Genomic DNA, 23,681 nt, shown 5'->3' on the forward strand with positions numbered 1-23,681 from the left:
ACGGTAACGGTTAACGGATACGGAACCTATGCCTATAGTTTAGACGACGGACCACGACAAAGTTCGAATGTGTTTGAAAACGTACCCTTAGGCCAGCACACCATCACGGTTTGGGATACTGAAGGAGGTATTGATAACAGCTGTGATCCGCTAGTAATTACCGGTGTTTCCATTATTGATTATCCGCATTACTTCACGCCGAATGGCGATGGAATTCATGATACTTGGAATATTGTAGGATTAAGTGGTCAATTAAACGCAAAAATTTATATATTTGACCGACAAGGAAAACTATTGAAACAAATCAGTCCTGCAAGTGAGGGATGGAACGGAACCTATAACGGAGCCTTGATGCCTTCTTCCGACTACTGGTTTAAAGTAGAATTCCTTGAAAATAATGTAACTAAAGAATTTAAAGCCCATTTCTCATTAAAACGATAATACAATGAAATTGAGACAATTGCTCCTCCTGATTGGACTACTTTTTGCTAAACCAGTTTTCTCACAAGAGATTTTACCAGTTTATTCGGATTATCTCTCAGACAATTATTTCTTACTTCATCCGTCTATGGCTGGAGCAGCAAGCTGTGCTAAATTACGAATGACTGCTCGTCAGCAATGGTTTGGTCAAGAAGATGCGCCCGCATTGCAAACCTTGAGTTTTAACGGAAGTTTATCGGAAAAAGACGGGATGGGTATTATTTTGATTAATGATAAAAATGGTTATCATTCTCAAAAAGGAATGCGACTTGCCTATGCACACCACATCATGTTTTCACGTGACAATATTGATTTAAACCAATTATCTTTTGGTATTAATGCAGGTTTTGCGCAGAGTTTATTGGATGAAACAGATTTTTTAATCAATAACCCAACTTATGATCCAATTATTGATGGAACAATAGTACAAAAAGCTTCTTATTTTAATATGGATATTGGTGCATCGTATAATTATTTGGATTTTTATGCACATTTAACGGTGAAAAACGCTGTAGCGAATGCCCGTCGTTTATATACCGATCGTGAGCCTACCAACTTAAGACGTTTGATCTATAATATGGGTTACACCTTTGGTGATGCAGAAACTATTCAGTGGGAGCCTTCTTTTATGTTGCAACATGTTTTTCAAACCAAAGAAACCGCTTTAGATCTAAATATAAAAGCGTATAAAAATCTAGAATTTGGAAAATTGTGGGGCGGTATTTCCTATCGAACAAGTTTAGATGGTGCCGATTATATTGAAGGAGTTGCAGTTAATAATCAAAAAATGCAATACATAACGCCAATTTTAGGGGTTAATTATAAGAGTTTTATGTTATCGTATACCTATTCTCATTTGATGGGTAATGTAAAATTTGATGACGGAGGTTTTCACCAAATTACTTTAGGAATGAATTTGTTCTGCAAACCAGAAAAATACCACTGTAATTGTCCAGCAGTTAACTAATACTTATAATCCCGATTCGTCGGGATTCTTTTTTTATGAAAATTATCAAAGCAGTTCGGGGAATTTCCCCACTAATTCCAGAAGATTGTTACGTGGCTGAAAACGCTACTATAGTAGGTGCGGTTTCCTTTGGCGAACAATGCAGTGTGTGGTTTAATGCAGTAGTGCGCGGTGACGTAAATTCAATTACTATTGGGAACAAAGTAAATATCCAAGACGGCGCTGTTATTCATGCTACCTACCAAAAGCATTCAACCGTAATTGGCAATAATGTTTCTATCGGACATAATGCAATTGTACATGGATGTACATTGCATGACAATGTTTTAATTGGCATGGGCGCGATTGTTATGGATGGTTGCATAGTTGAATCGAATGCTATTGTTGCAGCGGGTGCTGTAGTTACACAAAATACCGTTGTAGAATCGGGAACGATTTATGCAGGAGTTCCTGCCAAAAAAGTGAAAGCAATTGATGCATCGGCGTTTGCCGGAGAAATCCAGCGTATTTCAAACAATTACGTTATGTATTCGGAATGGTTTAAAGAATAAGTACCCCATTTATAGCATCTATTTAGGATAAAAGACGTGATAAAGTAGCCCCGATTGCGCCGGTATCCACGCCCGACTTTAGGAGCGAGTGATAAAGGCAAAAGCGGGAGGATATGTTTTAAAGAGTCGATATTAGGGCTCCTAAAAAGGTAATAAATTGCGTCCGTTTTCTAGTACTTTTGGATTTATAAGAACAATACTAAAAACGCCAGTTACGATCAAAAACTTTAAAATTACATGGAGTTTGAGGTAATCACTTTTAGTAACTGCCCGCATTACTAAAACTGCAAAACTGATTAGGAATAATGCAGCACCATAAAAGTAAAGATCCATATATCCAACGTCAAAAACTTCAATTAAAGTGTATAATGGGAGTACGGTAAATAGACATAAGCCAATCAATACCTTTCGAGCCGTTGCTTCACCATATTTTACAGGAATTGTTTGGTAGCCGTTTGCCAAATCTCCTTGTAGGTTTTCTAAATCTTTAATGATTTCACGCATTACAATTAAAATGCCTAAAAAAGAAGCATGCGCAACAATTTGCGGATAGAAATTTTTATAATATAAAAGGATTGCAAAAAAGGGTATAACCGCCAATAAAGCCGCCGTAAGATTGCCAATGATTGCGTATTTTTTTAATTTGTGAGAGTAAAACCATATTAAAAAAATATAGCTTGAAAAGAAAATTACCGCGCGCCATGAAATAAAAATAGCCAACAGAGCCACCACAAAATTTAATGTAAAATAGACTTGAAGTTTGGTTTTCTGACTTACCAAGCGATCCAGCATCGACTTTGAAGGGCGATTAATTAAATCCTTATTACTGTCGTAAAAATTATTAATAATATAGCCCGATGCTATGGCTAAAGAGGAGGCAAGTACGATTAAAAATAATCCACTATCAAAAACCACTGATAAAGCGCGCTTGTGGGGTGCAAAAATATAGATTGCTGAGAGATATTGCGCTGCGATTACCACAGGAATATTGTAGCCGCGAACCACAGAAAACATACTGATGATTTTCATCATCATACGTTTGGTTTTACGACGCGATAACAACATCTGGATTTAGAATTGATATACGACTTCGAGCTTGTAGTCTTTTAAAGCGTTTTGTGCTTTTTCAAGATCTTGAGTAAAGCCTAAAATGTAGCCGCCGCCGCCAGAACCACATAATTTTAAGTAGTAATCATCGGTTTCTAGGCCTTTTTGCCAAACCCCATGAAATTGCTCAGGAATCATAGGTTTGAAGTTGTTTAGCACCACTTTCGATAATTTTTTGGTATTGTCAAATAGCGCTTTGAAATCGCCTCCCAAAAAGTTTTCTACACAAGCATCGGTATGTTTAACGAACTGATTTTTAAGCATTTTACGAAATCCTTGATCTTTTAGGTTTTCCATAAATAGGTTGACCATGGGCGCGGTTTCACCAACGATACCCGAATCTAATAAAAAGACAGCTCCTTTACCTTCTGCGCTTTGTGAGGGAATACCCGTAGCTTCAATATGATCTTTGGAGTTAATTAAAATCGGAATGCTCAAATAGCTATTAAGTGGGTCTAACCCCGAACTTTTACCATGAAAAAAAGATTCCATTTGGGAAAAGATCGTTTTTAATTGGAGTAATTTTTCTCGAGTTAGATTTTCTAGTACGGTAATTTTATGAAGTGCATATTTATCATAAATCGCAGCAACTAATGCGCCGCTACTCCCAACACCATAACCTTGAGGTATACTGGAATCAAAATACATGCCGGCAGTAACATCGGTTTGTAAAGTTGTCAATTGAAACTGAACTAGCTCGGGTTGTTCTGTTTGCAATTGCTCCAAATACGTCACAAATTTTTTCAAACTAGCGTTCGATTGAATCGCTTCTGGAGTAGAAGTGCCATCGATTTTTAATGCGCCATTATAAAAATTGTAGGGGATTGACAAACCTTTAGAATCTTTTATAATTCCATATTCGCCGAAAAGTAAAATTTTGGAATAAAATAGCGGTCCTTTCATAATTAAAGTAATCCGTTAGCGTTCAATTTTTTGTGCTCCGTTTCCAATTTCATCACAAATATACTGTTCCTTTTGACAATAGCCAACTAATTCGGACTGAATAAATTGTAAAACGTTAGCTTTATCGTTTTCGGGATATAAAACATGAACATTTGCACCCGCATCTAGCGTGAAACCAATCGGAATTTTAGTTTCGCGACGGAAATTCCAGATTCGATTTAGTATTTCCAATGTGTTGGGCTTCATCAAAATAAAATAAGGCATTGAGGTCATCATCATAGCATGTAAGGTCAATGCTTCGCTTTCGATTAGCTGAATAAATTGTTCCAAATCACCCGAAACAAGAAGTTCTTGAAGGGAAGTTAAATTCTGATGCGCCTGTTCAAATCGCTTTTGTGCAAAAGGATGGTTGTGCATTAAATCATGTCCAACAGAACTCGAAACCTGTTTTTCACCTTTATCGACGAGTAAAATAGTATCTTGATAATTTTTGAAATTCGAGTGCGTAGTTTTTTGAAATTCAACGCCATATAAATTTGAACTGCCCTCAATTTCGGGATGTTCTCCCCAAACCACCAATGAACCTTTTAAACTACGGCAAGCGCTTCCAGAGCCTAATCGAGCTAAAAACGAGGCCTTTTGCCAAAAGAAATCCATTGACATCTCCGGATTCAGTTGTTTTTCTAAGTCCATTATATTTACCGATAGCGCAGCCATGCCCGAAGCAGAAGAGGCTATTCCCGAACTGTGTGGAAACGTATTTAAGGAGTCAATTGCAAAATGAAAGTCGTTTACATATGGACAATACGGTGCTATTCGTTCAAAATAGGTTTCAATTTTAGGTCGGAAACTTGCTTTAGCGGTTCCTTCAAATAAAAAATCAAAGGAGAAACGTGAATCGGTTACCTTTGGTGTAAAGGCTATGCGGGTTTCGGTTTTACAGTTACGCAATGTAAAGCTTAGAGAGGGATTGGCCGGAATTTGGTTTTCTTTTTTACCCCAATACTTTACTAAAGCAATATTACTAGGGGCAGACCATATACTTTCTCCCGATTGTTGAGCGTTGTAAATTCCTTTAAAAATAAAATCTTCAGTTGAAGGCATAGCATTTTTTTTGAACAAAGATAAAAAGAAAAATTGCGTGACGCTTGGCTTTAGTATCTTTACCAAAAAAAAGATATGCAACGCTATTTACGTATTGGATTGGTTGTAATGACCTCTTTAGTGGTTGGCTATTTGTCGGGAATGGCTACTCAAGAAGGAATAAAAACATGGTACCCTACATTGGTTAAACCTTTCTTTAATCCACCCAATTGGGTATTTGGTCCGGTTTGGACGCTACTGTATATTTTTATGGGTATAGCGGGCGGACTTGTGTGGAACCAACACGATACGAACCCTGAAGGTGTTAAAAAGGGTTTTTTGTTTTTTGTAATTCAACTTGGATTAAATGCCATGTGGTCGTATTTGTTTTTCGTGCTATGCAATCCTTTGCTAGCTTTAATTGAGATCGTTTTGTTATGGTTACTCATATTTGAAACGTATACTCAATTTAAAAAAATAAACAGATGGGCTGGGAAATTACTTATACCTTATTTAGCTTGGGTTGGTTTTGCAACGCTGCTCAATGGCGCTATTTGGTGGTTAAATCGATAAAAATAAAGCCGTTCATTGAACGGCTTTATTTATTTTATGGTACAGAGTTATTATCGAACCACTAGTTTTTGTGTTAAACGCAAACCACTCATGCTCGTAATTTCTACGGTATAAACACCTTGTGCTAACGTATCAATTGACAAGGTTGTCGTATTAGTGTTTAGTTGACGAACAGCTTTGACAGTTTTCCCTAAGAGGTCATAGATTACAACATCTTGTAAAAGTTCACCATTGATATCACTCGTCAAAGTGATTTCGTGATTAGCTGGGTTTGGATACATTATGAATGCTACATACTCTGGATTATTTAACCCAAGCGGAGCAGTAAATTTAGTAGTCCATGTATTGGTTACAATGGCTGGATTGCTGTCAAAGTAAATCGATGCGGTGTTAGGTACAATGGTCCCTACCTGGAAGCCAGGATTTAATTGAACACGAAAAGTTACAAATCCTTGGCTAGCTTCTGGACTAACAATCTCGGGAACTAATTGGATATTCGAAAAGTTCCATTCCACATGATTTCCTTCACGAGTCATTACATAATTATGACTTGAACTGACCATTCGTATACTTTCTTCGTCGATTAGCGGACTCAAATCATCTTCAATTCGGACATCAATTGCATTGGCTGTACCCATATTTTGGAATCGAATCGTATAAAATAAATAGTCATTTTGTGTAAATGCACTAAAAGGTATTTTATCACCATGCGCTTCAGTTTTGTCATTTGGATCCCAAGAATTTACAACAATTTGCGATAATGATGCATTATTGTTTTGTGCATTGATATCATTCCCAGAGTTAACTGCAGCAGTTGCCGTTAAAATGGCATTCATATTTACCGTTGGCGCTGCTGGAACCGATAATGTGATATACATTACTATTGTTTGGTTGGGTGCTAAATTTGTGAAAGCATACGTAAAGCCATTGGCATTAGCTACAGTGCCATTCTGACTAATCGTAGTTACAGTAACAGGAGCAGGCTTAGAATAGGTTACCGTACCTGAAGCTGCAGCAATACCATTGTTTTTAATTGTTAAGCGTTGCATATAATTTAAGCCCGGACGAGGAGGTGCTCCATATGGACTTAAACTTACTTCAACATCACTATACGCTTGGATGTTGGTAATTGGAAAATAGAAAACTTGCGTTCCACCAGTTGCAGGAATTGAAATGTCATTTACAGTAAATCCATTTCCAGCAAAATAGGGCTGAGCTTCAGTTAAAACTTCATAACTAATATCATAGGAGTTATTAGGATTGGCATCATAAATTGTATACGCGCCCGATGGAGCATACACCATTGTATTTGTTCCGGAGTTATTTTGTTGTACAACAAAGTTTCCACTTGGGAAGTTGGGTTCTCCTTGATCTTGAACGCCATTATTATTTAGATCAACAAAGGCGATTACTAAAATTTTAGGCTGGTCGGGAGTACATGTAACATTAGCCGTCCAACCCGATTGTGTAATAGAAGCATCACTTAAAAATTTAAAGGTCAAACAGCCATCTGGGCTACTCGATGTAAATGGACCTGGTATTGCATTGCCCCAATATCCACCTGCTACAGCACCAGCAGTATTTCCTGCACCATTGGCACTAGCAATCATAGGAGCGGCAGTAGAGTTTCCGTTATATACATATAATGGATCCCAATTGGCTTCGGTATTAAATGAAGTAAAAGTGACGGTAACCAGTTCTCCAACAATTGTTGGACAAATAGTATAGGTAATATTTGAATTATTGGGATAGTTACCATTGACTCCACCAGCATCAACAAATGTTCCTCCACATACGGGTGGAGTTTGTAATGTAGTAAGATTAGACAAAATTGCAAAAGCACTAGCGTCAGTAGGTGAACAAATGGTTCGAACATATAGGGTATAACAGGTACTTTCGTTTAATCCTGTTAAATTTATTGAAGGAGTTGTTGTGATAATACCTCCTGTTGAAGTTGCTGAAGGAGGAGTAGTACCGCAAGGTAAAGCAAATACTTCCCATTGGTTATCAGATGTAGATGCAGGAGTCCAACTAACAGTCATACTCGTTTGCGCAATATTTGAAGCAACAAGTGCCGTAGGTTTAAAACATGTTGGAGGTGCACTACACGTTACATTGGCAACCCAACCCGCTGCATTTACTGATCCATCACTACGAAAACGGAAGGTTAAACATCCGTCGGTAGCTGTAGAAGTGAAAGATGGTAAATTTGTGCCGGTTAATGTTCCCCAATAACCACCAGCTAAACCACCAGGAACATTGGCTGCTCCATTAGTACTAGGAAACATAGGTGCATTGATAGAATTTCCATTAAATACATATAATGCATCCCAATTGGCTTCTGTTGCAAAGCTAGTAAAGGTTACAGTAACTACTTCGCCTGAATTTGTTGGACAAATCGTAGTTGTGCTATCACTATTGTTGGCATAGTTGGCATTGGCTCCCCCTGCATCAATAAAAAGACTTCCGCATGTTGGTGAAGCGTTTAAAGTTGTGAAAGTATTAAACGACCATGCACTTACTTCATTATTGCTGCAAATTGAACGTACAAATACATTATAGCAAGTAGCTGGATTTAAACCGGTTATTGTATAAGGAGTGCTTGTTACAAATAGGGATGGGAAATTTGGCGAAGGAGCAGTAACTGTACAAGGTGTAACCACAACTTCCCATTGCGTTGTGTTTGATGCATTTGAAGCCCAATTTATAACAGCACTCCCAGTGTTGATATTGGTTGCAATTAAATTGGTTGGGGCAATACAGGTTGCTGCTGCTGCACAAGTTACATTGGCCACCCATCCTTCACTTTGAACAACATTGTCGCTAACAAAACGAAAGGTCAAGCAACCGTCGGAAGCAGTTGAAGTGAATGGTCCAGGAATTGTTGTCCCCCAATAAGCTCCGGGTAGACCCCCTGGGATATTGTTCCCATTATTGGCACTTGCGATTTGAGGCGCATTGATTGAATTCCCATTGTATACATACAATCCATCCCATAATGCTTCAACATTAAAGCTACTAAAAATTACTGTAACTACTTGTCCTGTCGTATTGGGACAGATTACATAGGTATTGTTAGAATTGTTAGCGTAGTTGGCATTTGCTCCTCCATTATCAACAAAAATTTCCCCACAATTAGGTGAAATAACAGGCGATTGACTCGTTTGAAAGTAGGTGCCTGTAGACCAAGCCGATGTACTATTGCTGCACAAAGATCGAATAAAGAAATTATATTGGGTATTTGCCGTAAGTCCCGTAGCTAAAAATGGACTTTGAGAAACTACCGTACCTGTAGAAGACGCTGTTGGTAAACCTGCCGATTGCGGAAGAACAACTATTTCCCATTGTAATGCAGCTCCTTGAGCTGTCCATGCAAAAGCAGCTCCTGTTGCGGTTATTGATGAAACACTAAAGTTTGTAGGGAGTGAGCAGGGTTGCGTTGTAGTTAATGTAAATGTTGTGGGTGTAGACCATATGCTTATACTTCCATTACAAATAGTTCGAATAAATACATTGTATACGCCTGGATTTAACGATGTAGTGTATGATGGAGTTGTAACCAATACACCTTGTGATGTTGGGGAAGGAGTCGATCCAACAGGTAATATAAGTACTTCCCATTGATTGGCAATTACATTTGTATTGGCCCAATTTAAAATTACTTGAGTAGCCGAAGGTGTAGTGACAGTTATTTGTGTCGGCGGGTTACAACTAGTTTGAAGACAATCTATTGTTCCGATCCATCCCGAAGAAACCGCATCACTATTTGAAACAAATTCTACACAAAGTTGTCCTGAAAAGTTACTAGCAATAAAACTGTATTGTTCATTTGTTACATTCGTAATTACTGAAAGTATGGGTGCGTTTTGTGAAGGGCCATCATAAATCGTTAAGGTATCCCCATCACTAATTGAAACTGAAGTTAGTGCAAGAATAGATTGAAATCCTGTGGCACTTGGCGGCATAATATATGAAATGGTATTTTCATTGTTACCATAATCATTATTGGGTCCACCCGAGTCAAAAAAGGATTGACCACAAGTATAGGTAGTTGTATTTTGTGCTAATAAAGCAAAGGGGGCAAACATTAGGACTATAAAAGTCAGAAGTAGTTGTTTTTTCATGTTTGGTTTGGTTTTGTATAACAAATATACACTGATTTTTAAATATTTAACAAATGTTCAAAAACTATTTGCCTTTTTCTGAAAAATTAAATAAAAGATTATTCGCAATAATAAAACCTCCCGTCCAAGCATTTTGAAAATTAAACCCTCCCGTAATGGCATCAATATTGAGTACTTCTCCAGCAAAATAGAGATTTGGCAGTAATTTACTCTCCATCGTTTTAAAATTAACTTCTTTTAAATCAATTCCACCTGCCGTAACAAATTCTTCTTTAAATGTGCTTTTGCCATTAATTTGAAATTTACTTTGGGTAAGTTGTTGTGCGAGTTGCTGAAGTTGTGGATTATTTATATCGGCCCATTTTTGATCAACTGAAATGCCCGAAGCAAGTACGAGTTTTTCCCAAAGGCGATTGGGTAACACAAATGGTGCTTTTTTTGCAACTGTTTTTTTGGGCTGTTCCGTTCGAATTCCTTTTAAATAATCGATACAAGTTGCAAAATCAAAATCAGGAATCCAATTCACTTGCAGTGAAAATTGATATTTTTTTTCTGCTAATAAACGTGCTCCCCAAGCCGATAAGCGTAATATCCCAGGGCCACTCATTCCCCAGTGTGTAATTAAAAGTGGACCCGAAGCCGAAAGTTTTGTGCCGAATACAGCAACTTCAGCGGGTGTAGCAATCCCCATCAAATCACTAATTCTTGGGTCTTTTGTATTGAATGTAAATAAAGAGGGTACCGCAGGCACAATAGTATGTCCAAGAGTAGCCAACAGTTCCCAAATTTTTGGATTGCTCCCGGTGGTTACAATCACTTTTTGGGCTTTAAACTGTTGATTTTGGGTTTCGATTTTCCAATAATTTTCACCTTGGTAAAGCGATTGAACGCTTTGTTGCGTAACAACTTCAATCCCTAAGCGATGCGTAGCCGTTAAAAAACAATCGATAATGGTTGCAGAAGAATCGGTTACGGGAAATATTCTTCCATCTTCTTCTATTTTTAATTCAACCCCATTGCGTTCAAACCATTCCATTGTATCTCCCGTGCAAAATTGGTTAAACGGCCCTAATAGTTCTTTTTCACCTCGGGGATAATTTTTGACTAATTCAGCAGGAACAAAACATGCATGGGTGACATTACAGCGACCACCACCCGATACCCGTACTTTTGACAAGACCTCTTTACCACGTTCTAAAATAGCAATCTTTAGATTAGGGTATTGTTCTGCAATGGCAATTGCTGTAAAAAATCCAGCGGCTCCGCCTCCAATTAGTAGGATATCAAAATGCTTCATATACGATCGGGAAAGTCAGAAATAATACCATCCACATGCCAAGAGGTTAAAGTTGTTATTGCACTTGGGTCATTAACTGTCCATGGAAAGACTTTGAATCCGAATGCTTGAATTTTTTTCACTTTTTCAAAAGTAAGTAATTTATAATTGGGATGCATACTGAATGCTCCAATGGTTTGAGCAAACGCAATTGCATCAAGGGATTCTTCTTCATAAAGTATACCAAGTTGGTATTCGGGCTGTTGATGGGAAATTTCCCTTAGAATATCCCAATCAAAGGAGGAAATAAGAATTTGGTGAAACGAAGCTTTTCGACTTTCACAATATTTTGCCACTAAATCTAAAGTAGGTTGTGCAGCCGATTTTGTTTTAAGTTCAATATTTACTACGCATCGATTTTGAATAAGGTCCAACACCGCTGCCAAGGTTGGAATTCCCAATTGCTGGAGTTCAAATTTGGTTTTTGAGTTGACAAAACCTTGTGATGGAGTGGTACGGTCAAGGGTTGGGTCATGAATAACCATAACCTCATTATCAGCGCTTAGGTGTACGTCCAATTCTACCGCATCAACACCTAAGTCGATTGCTTTTTGGAATGAAAGTAGCGAGTTTTCAGGCGCATAACCGCAGGCGCCACGGTGTCCGATTTTCCACATATTGGTTGAATAGGGTTATCCAATACTAATTTTAGCTGGTAGTTAAAGCAAGTTAGTAGAAACTTTAACCGATTGGTTTAAAAAATAGGATTAAAGAGAATCAATTCGTAGTTGAAAAGCGTTACTTTTTTTCTAATAGCACAAGCATAGAATGGGTTGTTAAGGTTACTTTTCCATTTTTTACAACCGTAATTACTCCTGAATACGCATCTTTCAAAAGAGTTCCCTCAGGGAAAACTGCTCCCGTTGTAATTGTTTTAGTTCCTATGGGTAAGTCCAATCCTACAACAACCGAATCGGTATAAGTTGGAGTAGTATAGTTGCGACTAAACACATAAGGGTAAGCAGTAATTTGCTGATGTACCCCGGCTCCAATTGCAGGGTGATTTTTACGAAATGTTCCCAGTTTTTGCCAATGTTCCAAAATGGCTTGTTGGTAATCATTGGTTTTCAAAGCAGACCAATCCATGCAAGATCGCAATGTAGCATCGCCTTGGGTTCCTGGAATACGTAAAGGACGTGCTACTTCATCGCCGTAATAAACTTGTGAAATTCCGGGTGCAAGCAGTAGTTTGGTGCCACTTTCAAAAGGTTTTGTTCGTTCTTTATCAAATGGCCAACTATCGTCGTGCGATGAGACATAGTTCATCACTGTATGCCCTTTTAAGTCGTTTTGCAAAATCGTATTGTACTTTGAAAATAAGTCTTCATACTTCATTTTAGCTTCATTCCGGAAGTCAAAATTGATTAAGCTCGTCATTCCATTTTGAAAATAGTTGACTTTTTTATCCCCAAAATCATAATATTGTTTAGCTCCAATGGAATATCCATATACTTCACCTACTGTAAAAAAAGGCGTGTCGTCGAGTTTCTTTTTCGGATTGTTTTTTTTGTAAGTAGTAAAAGCTTGATCGCAAACTTTTTTAAAATCTGCCCAAACATCTTCAGTTGTATGTTTTGCAGTATCGATACGGTATCCATCGATGCCAAAATCGGTAATGTAATCGGCCAGCCATTTCATAATATAAAAGCGTGGAGCTCGTGGATATCCAGTTTGATTAAAAAAAGCATCCAATTCGCTTATTTCTTGTTCATACCGTCCTTCTTTTTTCCATTTTTCTACTAAAAATGGAGGTAATGCTACCGGGGAATTATTTTCGGTTTTTATATCGGGAAGGTTTTCAACCAAAGTACAATTGATATTGTTCTCATAGGAGTTGTATTGACATTTTGGGCGCGTACGAACCCAATTATCGGGGTAAACGGTGTCTTCGGAAGTAACCGGACCGGTGTGGTTAATTACTGCATCTAAAAGTATACGTATGCCGCGTGCATGGGCTTTGGTTACTAATTCGGCCAAGTCTTTTCGTGTGCCAAAATTGGGGTCTAATGCCGTCCAGTCGCGGGTCCAATATCCGTGGAAGCCATATGAAAACCCGGTTCCCTCATCGACTCCGTCGTGAATTTGTTCTACAATTGGCGTCATCCAAAGGGCATTGATTCCTAATCGATCAAAGTAGCCTTCATCCAATTTCTGTATAATTCCGCGTAAATCACCTCCTTCAAATCCGCGTAATTTTCCTGTAGGTTTATTGCGATTAAATTGAAAATCATTGGTTTTATCCCCATTAAAGAACCGATCGGTTACGATAAAATAAACCGTAGCATTTTCCCATACGAAAGGTGCTTTTGAATCATTTTTTTTCGATTTTTTTTGAGCAATGACTGTTCCGTTGAGCAGTAAAATTGCAAGTATAAAAAGGAGTTTTTTCATGGTTAATAGGTAATAATTAGGGTTGTTTTTGCTTGATTGTGGTTGTAATTAAAACACAATTTTTTTGATTTAGAAAACCATTCAAAGGGGATTTTTTGTCCGTTTTGTGTAATGGATTTCGGTTTTTTTGAAATAGCATATAACGTTATTTTTCCCGATTTTTCTGTAGGATGCACCAATGATGAATCGGTTTTGTTTTCGAGCGTAATGCTTGTTTTTTGAGTCCTAGTTTCCAAGTTAGCGACTAAAAACTCATGATTTTCAGGTTGTAAATTAGCCGCTGGGGTAGAGCCATCGTCAAAATAAAAGCTGCGTTGTGTACTTCCAATCCCGTCAATAAACGCAATTAAATCCAACATGCGGTTTTGATAGAGATTGGTGTTTTGCACTACTGAAGTCATTGGGATTAAAGTGTTTGCACGAACAAAAGTAGGAATATGGTCTTCTACAACGGATATCCTAACTTTTTTTCCTCCCATGAATTTTTTAAACGTATAAAAATCAAACCAATTGGCGGTAGAAGGGAAATAAACATCGGTTTGTGTTACCCCAGGATTTACAATTGGTTTTATTAAAAAGTCGGATCCCCATAAATAAGTATCCGCCACTGTTGCAAGTCGTTCATTATTTGGTTCTTCAAAAAATAAAGGACGCATTAAAGGCATCCCAAAAGCACTGTTTTGATACCCGAGTGTATAATTGTAGGGAAGTAATTGGTACCGTAATGCAACACTTTTTTTTGCTTTAGCCTTGGTAACAATATCTTTTCGCGCTACCTCAGAGGCCACTTCTTCTTGTGCGTGTGGACGGAATATGGGGTTAAACACGCCGTATTGTAACCAACGTAAATACAATTCATTATCAAAATAGTCTCCCGCAAAACCACCTAAATCACTATGCATATAACCCATCCCTTGCAGGCCCATCTGTAAGGCGATTTCCATCTGACTTTGGAGGCCGCCCCAAGAACGGTTCACATCACCGCTCCAAGGAATCATTCCAAAACGTTGCGAACCTGAATACCCTGCTCGCATAAGTATAAAAGGACGTTGGGTTGGGAAATCTTTCCGATAACCCTCAGCTATCAGTTTGGCCCATTGGTGTCCATAGATGTTATGAACTTCATCGGCTTTACCTTTAGCCGTGTAAACTTTGGAGGGAAACACTTCGGGTTCGCCCAAATCACCCCATATTCCCCCAACTCCTTGCTGGATTAAGCGTTTGTATACATTCCAAAACCAACGGCTACCTTCGGGTTTAAAAAGGTCGATAATACCGGTGTTCCCGAAGTAAAAATCCCAAATAGCAGGAGAACCATCGCTATAGGTAGCCAGTATTTTTTGATCAACTGCTTCGCTCCATTTGGAAGATGTGGTCAAGATGAAGGGTTCGGTTATCAATAGGGTTTTTATGCCTTTTTTTGATAATTCGCCCATCATTTTTTCGGGCTCGGGATACGTGTCTTTGTCCCAATCCAGATTACCCATCGTACCTTTTATGGTTTTTCCAAACCAGAATAAATCGAGAATGATAGCATCGACAGGAATTTGATCCTCTTCATATTTTTTAATTGTTTTTTCAACTTCTTCTTGCGAGCGATAGCCAAAGCGCGAAGCAAAGTTTCCAAAAGCCCAGCGGGGAGGAAGCGGCTGACGTCCGGTTAACTCGGTATAATTGCGAAGTAATTCTTGCCAAGTTGCACCTATAATGACTTGATAGGTTTTTCTCCCTGAAATTGTTTCATATTGTAATCGGTCCTTTTTTTGACTGTCTAAATCCAAATAGCCGATAGCAGGATTGTCAAAGTGTAGCATATACCGTTTGGATGAAATAACCAAAGGCATGCAAAAATTCATAAGTTCGGCGCGTGTTTCATATCCATAATGCGCCCGATTATATAACGCTAACCGATTGCCCCGACGGTTCATACCCAAAGCGCGCGCCCCTCCTCCATATAGTTTTTCATCGTAGGAGAGTTTAAAATCAAGGATTTCGGTAGAATCTTTTTTAATATAACCTGCTCCTTCAGCACAAATAAGCTGGTTTTGAAGGTTGGTATAACGAATTTCAAACGGTTGTTTTGTAACGATAACCTTTAATCTTGAAGTTCCTAGTTGCACTTCATTTGCGGTTTCAGAAGCTACAAATTGAGCCAAATGTTGATTCAGTACTGTAGCGTGCGACTCTGGATTGAATTTTTCTCCTTTAGGGATAAACGAAGTTTCAATTATAGCATCGGAAAGAACTTTAAATTGATAAATCCCGTCTGAAACTTCAATTTGAATAGAACTTGTACTCGATTGTGTACCAACATAAGTTCGTGTTGGGTTTTGGCCCCAAGTAAGCACAAAAGAAAACAGTAAGAAAAGCGTCTTTTTCATAAATAAAGGATTCGTTAAAACCACATAATTAGCAACTATTTTATATCAAACAAAAGTGCAATTAATGCAGTTCCAATACTAGTCCGGTTTTCGGCTCAAGTACAATTGGCTGTTGAATAGCTATTGTTTTTTGAGTGATAACATCGGTACCTTTGGAATATTTCTTTAAATTCTCTGAAAATCGTTCCGTGGTAATGGTTTGTTTTTCAGTACTATTGTTAATGAGCACCATCACACTTTCGTTATCATTGTGTCGAAAATACACATATACATTGTTTTCTGGGACGTAATGGGTAGTTTTTCCGGTATGGATGACTTTTTTAGTTTTTCGCCAATTGAATAATTGTGCCGTGAGTTCAAAATACTTTTGTTGATCGGGTGTACGGCCAACTTTAGTAAATGCATTTTGAAGATCGCCAGGCCATCCTCCTGGGAAATCCCGTCGAATATCGCCGTCGCCTTTACTTTTATCGCCAGCCATCCCAATTTCAGCACCATAGTATAATTGGGGTATTCCTCTTAGAGTAGCTAGTAGTAGCATTGTAAGTCGGTATTTTTCAAATTCGGGATAGTATTGATTTAACCGATTGGTGTCATGATTTTCTGCAAAAAGGAGAATGTTATTGCAATTTGGATACAAGAAATCACTAGCTAGGGTGTTATATATACCCACAATTCCTTTTTGCCAATCCTGTTTATCTTCATTGAAAACGCCTTCACTAATTACACTTTGTGTCATAAAATCCATAACCGATGGAAGGTTTGAATTGTAACTTTGGATGGCGGCTATTTTACTATCCTTTTGCCAATAGGCGATTTGAGCAGTGCTATACAACCAAGCCTCGCCAACAATATTGAAATCGGGATATTCATCCATAATGGCTTTTGTCCAATGTGCAATAGCTTGTTTATCGGCATAAGGATAAGTGTCTACGCGAAATCCATCAAGATCGGCAAATTCAATCCACCATAACGCATTTTGAATAAGGTAATTTAATACCAAAGGATTGGATTGATTTAAATCGGGCATTGACTGAACAAACCAACCGTCCATGCATACGTTACGATCGATGGCAGCGGCATTGGAGTCAAATTGCGTCGTCATTCGGTAGCTGGTTTGTTTGTATCCTGGAAATTGATGAATCCAATCGTAAGTGGGAAGGTCATCCATCATCCAGTGCTTGTAACCCCAATGGTTGGTAACATAATCTTTGATGAGTTTCATCCCGCGCTTATGCAATTCGCTGCTTAGGCGCACATAATCTTCATTCGTTCCAAAACGTTCGTCGATTTTATAAACATCGGATTGTCCATAGGTGTGGTAGGAACCTTTTTCATCATTGTCTTCACACAAAGGTGTGGGCCAAACTGCTGTAGCTCCAAGTTCTTTAATGTAATCAAGGTGTTGAATAATTCCTTCAATATCTCCTCCATGGCGTCCGTCTTTGTTGGTTCGATCGGCTTTTTCAATCAAGTTAGGGGAGGAGTCGTTGGTGGGGTTTCCATTAGCAAATCGGTCGGACATAATGAGATAAATCATATCCGAACTGTCAAAACCTTTTCGTAAAGCCGAGTCTTTTCGTCGTGCTTTTAAACTATAGTTTTGAGTAAATGATTTTTTGCCGTTTGTGAAGGTAAATGTGTAGGAACCCGGAGCTGCATTTTTCGTATCGACGGTAACGAATAGGTAATTGGGGTTTTCGGTTTTTTGTATGTTTTTGATGATAAGATTTGGTGTGCTAACCTTATTTTGGGCGATATTTTTACCGTAGAATAGAATTTGAACATCAGTATGGTGCATATCACTATACCAAAATGGGGGTTCAATTCGATTGATTTGTGCATAGCTTTGTGTAAAATAAAATAAACAAAGGAGTGCTAATGCGAATCTTGTTTTTTGATTTGAAATAGTAGCTATAGTCATATGTTTTCTTTTTGTAGCTAAAAATAAGAAGTCGCAAAGCATAAACTTTGCGACTTTATGTTTTAAGGTGTTTTTTACACAGTTACCAGCCCATTAGGTTCAACATGTATTTCTTTCCCAAAGACATAAACACAAATTGGATCGTTGCCTTCAAGTGCAAATTGCGTTTCATGTTGGCCAACGCTCACTTTGAGAATTTGATTTCTAAAATTGATTTTGAATGAATACGCTTCCCATTGGGCAGGAATTCGCGGTTCAAAGTGCAAGGCATTATCACGCACACGCATACCGCCAAATCCTTCTACTATACTCATCCAAGTTCCAGCCATAGAGGTAATATGTAGACCTTCCTCCACTTCTTTATTGTAATCGTCCAAATCCAAACGGGAAGTTCGAAGGTAGAAGGTATACGCTTGTTCCATCCGTCCTAATCCAGCCGCTTGGATCGAGTGTACACACGGAGAGAGCGAACTCTCGTGAACAGTAAAGGGTTCATAAAAGTCGTAATGCTTCTCCAATTGTTCTTTGGTGAAATGATCTTCAAAGAAATAGAACCCTTGCAAGGTATCGGCTTGTTTAATATAAGGCGAACGCAATATTCGGTCCCATGACCATTTTTGATTAATAGGGCGCTGACTCATATCGAGATCGGCAACTGTAATTAATTCTTTGTCTAAAAAGCCGTCTTGTTGTAAGTAAACCCCATGTTTTTCAGAATAAGGGAAGTACATGTTCTCAGCAACTTTTTGCATCGCGTTGCGTTCTTCTTCACCTAATTGAACTTTTGCAATAATGCGGTTATAATCTTCGGGATATTCGGCTTTTACGCGATCAACTTGAGCCAAAGTATAATCAATACACCATTTAGCTATGTAGTTGGTATACCAATTGTTGTTTACATTATTTTCATATTCATTAGGCCCCGTAACACCTAGAATTACATATTGATTGTGATGGGTAGAAAAGGTTGCACGTTGGTGCCAAAAGCGAGCAATTCCAAGGAGTACTTCCAATCCTTTCTCTGGAATATAGCTGTAATCACCTGTAAATCGATAGTAATTATAAATGGCAAAAGCAATGGCGCCATTTCGGTGAATTTCTTCAAAGGTAATTTCCCATTCGTTGTGGCACTCTTCACCATTCATGGTGACCATAGGATATAGCGCTGCCCCATTGTTGAAACCGAGTTTAACAGCATTCTCAATAGCGCGATCCAATTGGTTGTAACGATAAGCTAATAAGTTACGCGCTACCTGTTGGTCTTTGGTAGCCATGTAAAATGGAATACAATAGGCTTCGGTATCCCAATAGGTTGACCCTCCGTATTTTTCTCCGGTAAATCCTTTAGGCCCTATATTTAGACGAGAATCTTTTCCGAGATAGGTTTGGTTTAATTGGAAAATATTGAAACGAATTCCTTGTTGTGCTTTAACATCCCCTTCGATTGTAATATCACTCATTTCCCAAATCCGTGCCCAAGACTCTTTTTGAAGCGCTTCATAAGCGGCAAATCCTTTGGTTAATGCTTGATTTATAATGTTTTCAGCAGCCGATTGCGTATTTTCATGATTCAAAGAAACCGTATAACCTCCAATTTTTTGGATAGAAGCGGTTTGACCTTGAGGACAAGCAATCGTGTAAGCAAAAGTAATTTGATCTTCGGTTGCTGTAACTATCGGTGCTACGGTTTGAATTTGACCGTCAATACCGATAGAATTGTGCATAAAGGTTGTCGCCGTAAAATGGGTTTTGAATGTTCGAGCGGTAATGTAACCTCGGTTATCATGGTGTTGTACATGTAAAGGTTCCCAGAATTTTTCTTCCCAGTTGGCATCTTCATTATGGACGCCCGCATCCAAATAGGGTTTAAATACTATTGTTGCGGATTGATTTAGCGGTATAATTTGATAATCAATAAAACCGGCTTCATCCAATTCGAGGGACAGAAAACGTTTTACATTTACTTCGATTTCAGTTCCATTTTGAAGCAGCGCATTAAACGAACGGGTATAAATCCCTTCTTTCATATTTAACACGCGCCGAAAGTTGGAGACAGTTTTGCATTGGGCAAGATCTAAATTTTCACCATTAATTTCAATGGTAATTCCGATCCAATTGGGTGCATTTAAAACTTTGGCAAAATATTCGGGATACCCATTTTTCCACCAGCCTACTTTGGTTTTGTCGGGGTAATAAATTCCAGCTATATAGCTTCCTTGAAAGGTTTTACCCGAATAGTATTCTTCAAAATTGGCCCGTTGCCCCATGGCTCCATTGCCAATACTAAACAAACTTTCGGAGGATTTTACTCGTTCGGCATCAAATCCTTCTTCAATAATACACCAGTTGTCGGGTTTAATATAATCTTGATTCATTGTAATGTTGTTTAAATAAGGTTTTTACAACCTTTACTTAGGTATTGTGTGAATTAATTGAGTAGCGAATCAATAAATGCGTGCTCAATAAATGTGAAATCTTCGAAATTAAATCGGGCTTCATTCAAGATTTTTTCATCACCAATGCCTATACTGGTCATTTGGGCGATGTTTGCCGCTTGAATTCCGGCCACACTATCTTCAAAAACGATAGCGTTTTCATTGGATATGCCTAATAATTGTACCGCACGAATAAACACTTCAGGATCGGGCTTGGCATTACTAACATCATTACCATCAACAATAGCATCAAATAAGTGCATTATGTTTACTTTTTCCAATATGGGTCGCGCGTTTTTGCTTGCTGAACCCAAGGCAATGAGTTGTCCCTTTGCTTTAATGTATTCCAAGGTAGCAACTACTCCGGGTAGAATTTCGCTAGCATCCATATTTTCAATATACATAAGGTAGTCCTTATTTTTTTGATGGAGCCATTGCTCTTTTTCTGCTGTAGTTGCATCTCTATTTCCAAGTGCAAGAATTAGTTCCAATGAACGCACACGACTTACTCCTTTGAGTTGTTCGTTGTGCTCGGGTGTAAATTCGATTCCGAGTTCTTGGGCTAGTTTTTGCCAAGCGAGAAAATGGTATTTCGCCGTATCGACAATAACGCCGTCAAGATCAAAAATGAAGGCTTTTAGTGACATAATGTTAATTTACGGTGTCGTCAACATCATTAACCTTGGCGACTAATAATGCTGCGATAATAAAACTCACTCCACTTGTAACAATAGCAAAAATAGCATCCTCACCGTAAAGATATTTTACGATTGGACCACCAATTAAAGCATTGACAATTTGTGGAATTACAATAAAAAAGTTGAATATCCCCATGTATACACCCATTTTTTTGGGTTGAATAGAACCTGCTAAGATTGCATAAGGCATAGCTAAAATACTTGCCCAGGCAATACCTACCAAAATCATCGAGAATATAAGCAACTCTTTATGGTGAATAAAATACATAGAAATCAATCCGATACCTCCTATACATAAGGAAACGGCATGCGTTTTTTTGCGCCCATATTTTTTCGCAATTGCAGGTAAGGCAAAAGCAAAAAACATTGATACTAGGTTGTAGACTCCGAAAATAATACCTACCCAATTTCCTGCCTCTTGAAAAAGCGGATTTTTTGTATCAGCTGGATCAAGTCCATAAACATGTTCAGCGATAGCTGGTGTAGTGAAAACCCACATTCCAAAAAGGCCAAACCACGAAAAGAATTGTACCCAACTCAATTGACGCATAGTTTGTGGCATTTTAGCAAAATCTGTGAAAATGTCTTTTAAGGATGATTCATGGGATTTCCCTTCTTTTTCATGATGTACTTTTTCATCATCAAACTGAGCGAGTTCTTCAGGTGAATATTCTTTAGTGGAGAAAAGTGTTACCAAAATAGATCCTACCAAGATAAAAGCGCCTACGATAAAAGAGATAATTAAACTAGTTGGAACGCCGCTCGATGAGGTTGATTTGATATCAAACCAATTGGTAAGTACCCAAGGAAGCCATGAACCAATTACAGCGCCTAGTCCGATCAAGGCAGTTTGAACACTAAAGCCCAAAGTACGTTGGTTCGTATGCAAACAATCTCCAACTAACGCACGGAAAGGTTCCATAGCGATGTTGAACGAAGCGTCCATAATCATTAACATCCCAGCACCTACCCAAAGGGCCGGTAAGAAGGCAATAAAAATATCTGCTTGAGGTAATAGAACTAATCCAACGGAGGCTAAAAGCGCGCCCACTAGAAAAAAGGGTTTACGACGTCCAAATCTTCCCCACGTTTTGTCACTCAAATGACCAATTATTGGTTGAACAATAAGGCCCATCATGGGCGCAATTATCCAAAACCATGATAATTCGTGAACATCAGCTCCAAAAGTTTGTAAAATTCGGCTTGCGTTGGCATTTTGTAGGGCAAAACCCATCTGTATTCCTAAAAAACCGAAACTCATGTTCCAAATTTCCCAGAAACTTAACTTACGCTTTTCCATTATCGTGTAATGTATTGATTACTATTACGATAAGCGTCAAAGGCTTATCAAAACTTGCTTTATTTTCGAAGTACAAGCAATGCTTTGATGGTGTAAATATACTAAAGTTTTGAAAATCGAAATTTTCGCGAATTAAATTTTAGAATAAAAGGATTACGAAAACGTTATTTGTTAATAAAAATTCCATTTTAACGCGTCGATTCACGTTCGATTAACTCGGTTTCGATAACTTCTGTTTTGTAGTGTTCATCGTTTTCTAATTCTTCGTTCTCAAGTCGCTCAATAAGCATTTTGGCGGCTTTTTCTCCCATTTTTACACCATTCTGACTTACCGTAGAAAGGGTGGGTGTAGCATATTTTGAAATAATTCCATCGGTGAATCCAATAATAGCGATATCATTAGGAATATGAAGTCCGAGCTTATTGGCGAGTTTGATTGCCGTTACGGCAAAAATTTCATTGACTGCAAAAATGGCTTCGGGTTTTTCATTTCGAATTAAGGCTTCGATTTGCATGTCAAAATTTTCGGTATCTTCAATTTTTAAGATGCAATTGGGATCCAATTTTAAGTCGTGATCCATCATCGCTTTGGTGTAACCATCGGTACGTAATTTACCTACACTTACATAATCTACCGTGGTAATAAGTGCGATTTTTTTATACCCTTTATGAATGAAAAAACGGGTGGCGTTGTAGGCGGCTAAATTGTCGTCAATAATTACTTTATCGCACAAAATGTCGTTTGTTACACGGTCAAACATAACTACAGGCATCCCTTGGTTAATTACTTCAGTAATGTGGTGAAAGTCACGTCTTAGTTGGGTTTCTTTTGATAGCGACATAATAAAGCCATCAATGCTCCCTCCAGCCAACATTTCCATATTAATAACTTCTTTGTCAAAGGATTCGTCAGATAAACAAACCAACACATTGTATCCATTTTCATTAGCTACATGTTCTACTCCACTAATAACAGTAGCAAAAAAATGATGAATAATTTCTGGAATTATGATGCAAATCGTTTTTGTTTTTTTATTCTTTAAACTAAGGGCTATATTATTGGGTTTGTAGTTGTACAGCTTGGCAAATGCTTGTACTTTTTGTCGGGTATCTTCACTAATTTCAGGACTATCACGAAGCGATTTTGAAACCGTTGAAATAGAAACATCCAACTCCTTAGCAATTTGTTTCAACGTAACTTTTCTTTTCATAGTTTTTCAGTGCTGTTTAATTGCTAGTAAAGATAGTTCTATTTTTATTACAGGTTAAATTTTCGAATTTTTTTAATGGCAGAAGCTAAAAGTTTTCAACACGAAAACGTTTTCGGACTACATATATATAGGTAAGTTTTTTTATCTTAAAAAAATAATATAAATTTAACTCTTCGAAGTGCAAGTACATGCAATAAAAACAAATTATTAACCTAAA

At 38.0% G+C, this 23,681-nt stretch carries 17 protein-coding genes; 4 read left to right on the top strand and 13 right to left on the bottom strand.

Annotation, left to right across the window (positions count from 1 at the left end):
- From Q0039_RS04195 to Q0039_RS04205, 3 genes are all read left to right on the top strand, one after another.
- On the top strand, positions 1 to 441 hold a 441-nt coding region (locus tag Q0039_RS04195; protein ID WP_297509544.1), incomplete at its 5' end, for a T9SS type B sorting domain-containing protein.
- 4 nt (positions 442 to 445) lie between these two features.
- Entirely contained in the window at positions 446 to 1,447 is a 1,002-nt protein-coding gene (locus Q0039_RS04200; RefSeq protein WP_297509547.1) for a type IX secretion system membrane protein PorP/SprF, read from the top strand.
- Between the two features lie 35 nt (positions 1,448 to 1,482).
- The gene (locus Q0039_RS04205; RefSeq protein ID WP_297509550.1) at positions 1,483 to 1,998 is read left to right on the top strand and encodes a gamma carbonic anhydrase family protein; all 516 of its coding nucleotides are present in this window, start codon (positions 1,483 to 1,485) and stop codon (positions 1,996 to 1,998) included.
- Between the two features lie 141 nt (positions 1,999 to 2,139).
- On the opposite strand, the gene Q0039_RS04210 is transcribed toward Q0039_RS04205, so the two are convergent.
- The 3 genes from Q0039_RS04210 to Q0039_RS04220 are packed head-to-tail and all read right to left on the bottom strand — an operon-like array spanning position 2,140 to position 5,112.
- Positions 2,140 to 3,063, bottom strand: coding sequence for a geranylgeranylglycerol-phosphate geranylgeranyltransferase (locus tag Q0039_RS04210; RefSeq protein WP_297509553.1), 924 nt, complete (start codon positions 3,061 to 3,063; stop codon positions 2,140 to 2,142).
- A gap of 6 nt (positions 3,064 to 3,069) precedes the next feature.
- The gene (locus Q0039_RS04215; RefSeq protein ID WP_297509556.1) at positions 3,070 to 4,008 is read right to left on the bottom strand and encodes a mevalonate kinase; all 939 of its coding nucleotides are present in this window, start codon (positions 4,006 to 4,008) and stop codon (positions 3,070 to 3,072) included.
- A gap of 15 nt (positions 4,009 to 4,023) precedes the next feature.
- Complete coding sequence (locus Q0039_RS04220; RefSeq protein WP_297509560.1) at positions 4,024 to 5,112, bottom strand: diphosphomevalonate decarboxylase; 1,089 nt, start codon at positions 5,110 to 5,112, stop codon at positions 4,024 to 4,026.
- A gap of 75 nt (positions 5,113 to 5,187) precedes the next feature.
- On the opposite strand from Q0039_RS04220, the gene Q0039_RS04225 reads away from it, so the two are divergent.
- The gene (locus Q0039_RS04225) at positions 5,188 to 5,664 is read left to right on the top strand and encodes a TspO/MBR family protein (protein ID WP_297509563.1); all 477 of its coding nucleotides are present in this window, start codon (positions 5,188 to 5,190) and stop codon (positions 5,662 to 5,664) included.
- Between the two features lie 50 nt (positions 5,665 to 5,714).
- Here Q0039_RS04225 and Q0039_RS04230 read toward each other — a convergent pair whose 3' ends face one another.
- The 10 genes from Q0039_RS04230 to Q0039_RS04275 all read right to left on the bottom strand — a co-directional run bounded on the left by Q0039_RS04230 (position 5,715) and on the right by Q0039_RS04275 (position 23,464).
- On the bottom strand, positions 5,715 to 9,788 hold the full coding sequence (locus Q0039_RS04230; RefSeq protein WP_297509566.1) for a fibronectin type III domain-containing protein: 4,074 nt from the start codon (positions 9,786 to 9,788) through the stop codon (positions 5,715 to 5,717).
- 64 nt (positions 9,789 to 9,852) lie between these two features.
- Positions 9,853 to 11,085, bottom strand: a complete 1,233-nt coding sequence (locus Q0039_RS04235; RefSeq protein WP_297509569.1) for an NAD(P)/FAD-dependent oxidoreductase — start codon at positions 11,083 to 11,085, stop codon at positions 9,853 to 9,855.
- Entirely contained in the window at positions 11,082 to 11,741 is a 660-nt protein-coding gene (locus Q0039_RS04240) for a glycerophosphodiester phosphodiesterase family protein (RefSeq protein WP_297509572.1), read from the bottom strand. Before Q0039_RS04240 ends, Q0039_RS04235 begins: the two co-directional genes overlap by 4 nt.
- 121 nt (positions 11,742 to 11,862) lie before the next feature.
- Entirely contained in the window at positions 11,863 to 13,515 is a 1,653-nt protein-coding gene (locus Q0039_RS04245) for an alpha-amylase family glycosyl hydrolase (protein WP_297509574.1), read from the bottom strand.
- 2 nt (positions 13,516 to 13,517) lie between these two features.
- Positions 13,518 to 15,896 carry a TIM-barrel domain-containing protein gene (locus tag Q0039_RS04250; RefSeq protein WP_297509577.1) on the bottom strand — a complete coding sequence of 793 codons (2,379 nt, stop codon included), beginning with the start codon at positions 15,894 to 15,896 and terminating at the stop codon, positions 13,518 to 13,520.
- 61 nt (positions 15,897 to 15,957) lie between these two features.
- Positions 15,958 to 17,820: a glycoside hydrolase family 13 protein gene (locus tag Q0039_RS04255; protein ID WP_297509581.1), complete on the bottom strand. Its 1,863-nt coding sequence runs from the start codon at positions 17,818 to 17,820 to the stop codon at positions 15,958 to 15,960.
- Between the two features lie 74 nt (positions 17,821 to 17,894).
- On the bottom strand, positions 17,895 to 20,195 hold the full coding sequence (locus tag Q0039_RS04260) for a glycoside hydrolase family 65 protein (RefSeq protein WP_297509584.1): 2,301 nt from the start codon (positions 20,193 to 20,195) through the stop codon (positions 17,895 to 17,897).
- Positions 20,196 to 20,248: 53 nt separating this feature from the next.
- The gene (gene pgmB, locus Q0039_RS04265) at positions 20,249 to 20,902 is read right to left on the bottom strand and encodes a beta-phosphoglucomutase (protein WP_297509587.1); all 654 of its coding nucleotides are present in this window, start codon (positions 20,900 to 20,902) and stop codon (positions 20,249 to 20,251) included.
- Positions 20,903 to 20,906: 4 nt separating this feature from the next.
- The gene (locus tag Q0039_RS04270; RefSeq protein ID WP_297509590.1) at positions 20,907 to 22,253 is read right to left on the bottom strand and encodes an MFS transporter; all 1,347 of its coding nucleotides are present in this window, start codon (positions 22,251 to 22,253) and stop codon (positions 20,907 to 20,909) included.
- A gap of 188 nt (positions 22,254 to 22,441) precedes the next feature.
- Positions 22,442 to 23,464, bottom strand: coding sequence for a LacI family DNA-binding transcriptional regulator (locus Q0039_RS04275; protein ID WP_297509593.1), 1,023 nt, complete (start codon positions 23,462 to 23,464; stop codon positions 22,442 to 22,444).
- Positions 23,465 to 23,681: the final 217 nt, after the last annotated feature.

The organism is Flavobacterium sp., assembly GCF_027484945.1.
Lineage (GTDB): Bacteria > Bacteroidota > Bacteroidia > Flavobacteriales > Flavobacteriaceae > Flavobacterium.

Excerpts from the sequence above, each read along its gene's own strand:
- Q0039_RS04200 (WP_297509547.1), top strand. The coding sequence starts at position 446 with ATGAAATTGAGACAATTGCTCCTCCTGATTGGACTACTTTTTGCTAAA.
- Q0039_RS04205 (WP_297509550.1), top strand. The coding sequence starts at position 1,483 with ATGAAAATTATCAAAGCAGTTCGGGGAATTTCCCCACTAATTCCAGAA.
- Q0039_RS04210 (WP_297509553.1), bottom strand. The coding sequence starts at position 3,063 with ATGTTGTTATCGCGTCGTAAAACCAAACGTATGATGATGAAAATCATC.
- Q0039_RS04215 (WP_297509556.1), bottom strand. The coding sequence starts at position 4,008 with ATGAAAGGACCGCTATTTTATTCCAAAATTTTACTTTTCGGCGAATAT.
- Q0039_RS04220 (WP_297509560.1), bottom strand. The coding sequence starts at position 5,112 with ATGCCTTCAACTGAAGATTTTATTTTTAAAGGAATTTACAACGCTCAA.
- Q0039_RS04225 (WP_297509563.1), top strand. The coding sequence starts at position 5,188 with ATGCAACGCTATTTACGTATTGGATTGGTTGTAATGACCTCTTTAGTG.
- Q0039_RS04230 (WP_297509566.1), bottom strand. The coding sequence starts at position 9,788 with ATGAAAAAACAACTACTTCTGACTTTTATAGTCCTAATGTTTGCCCCC.
- Q0039_RS04235 (WP_297509569.1), bottom strand. The coding sequence starts at position 11,085 with ATGAAGCATTTTGATATCCTACTAATTGGAGGCGGAGCCGCTGGATTT.
- Q0039_RS04240 (WP_297509572.1), bottom strand. The coding sequence starts at position 11,741 with ATGTGGAAAATCGGACACCGTGGCGCCTGCGGTTATGCGCCTGAAAAC.
- Q0039_RS04245 (WP_297509574.1), bottom strand. The coding sequence starts at position 13,515 with ATGAAAAAACTCCTTTTTATACTTGCAATTTTACTGCTCAACGGAACA.
- Q0039_RS04250 (WP_297509577.1), bottom strand. The coding sequence starts at position 15,896 with ATGAAAAAGACGCTTTTCTTACTGTTTTCTTTTGTGCTTACTTGGGGC.
- Q0039_RS04255 (WP_297509581.1), bottom strand. The coding sequence starts at position 17,820 with ATGACTATAGCTACTATTTCAAATCAAAAAACAAGATTCGCATTAGCA.
- Q0039_RS04260 (WP_297509584.1), bottom strand. The coding sequence starts at position 20,195 with ATGAATCAAGATTATATTAAACCCGACAACTGGTGTATTATTGAAGAA.
- pgmB (WP_297509587.1), bottom strand. The coding sequence starts at position 20,902 with ATGTCACTAAAAGCCTTCATTTTTGATCTTGACGGCGTTATTGTCGAT.
- Q0039_RS04270 (WP_297509590.1), bottom strand. The coding sequence starts at position 22,253 with ATGGAAAAGCGTAAGTTAAGTTTCTGGGAAATTTGGAACATGAGTTTC.
- Q0039_RS04275 (WP_297509593.1), bottom strand. The coding sequence starts at position 23,464 with ATGAAAAGAAAAGTTACGTTGAAACAAATTGCTAAGGAGTTGGATGTT.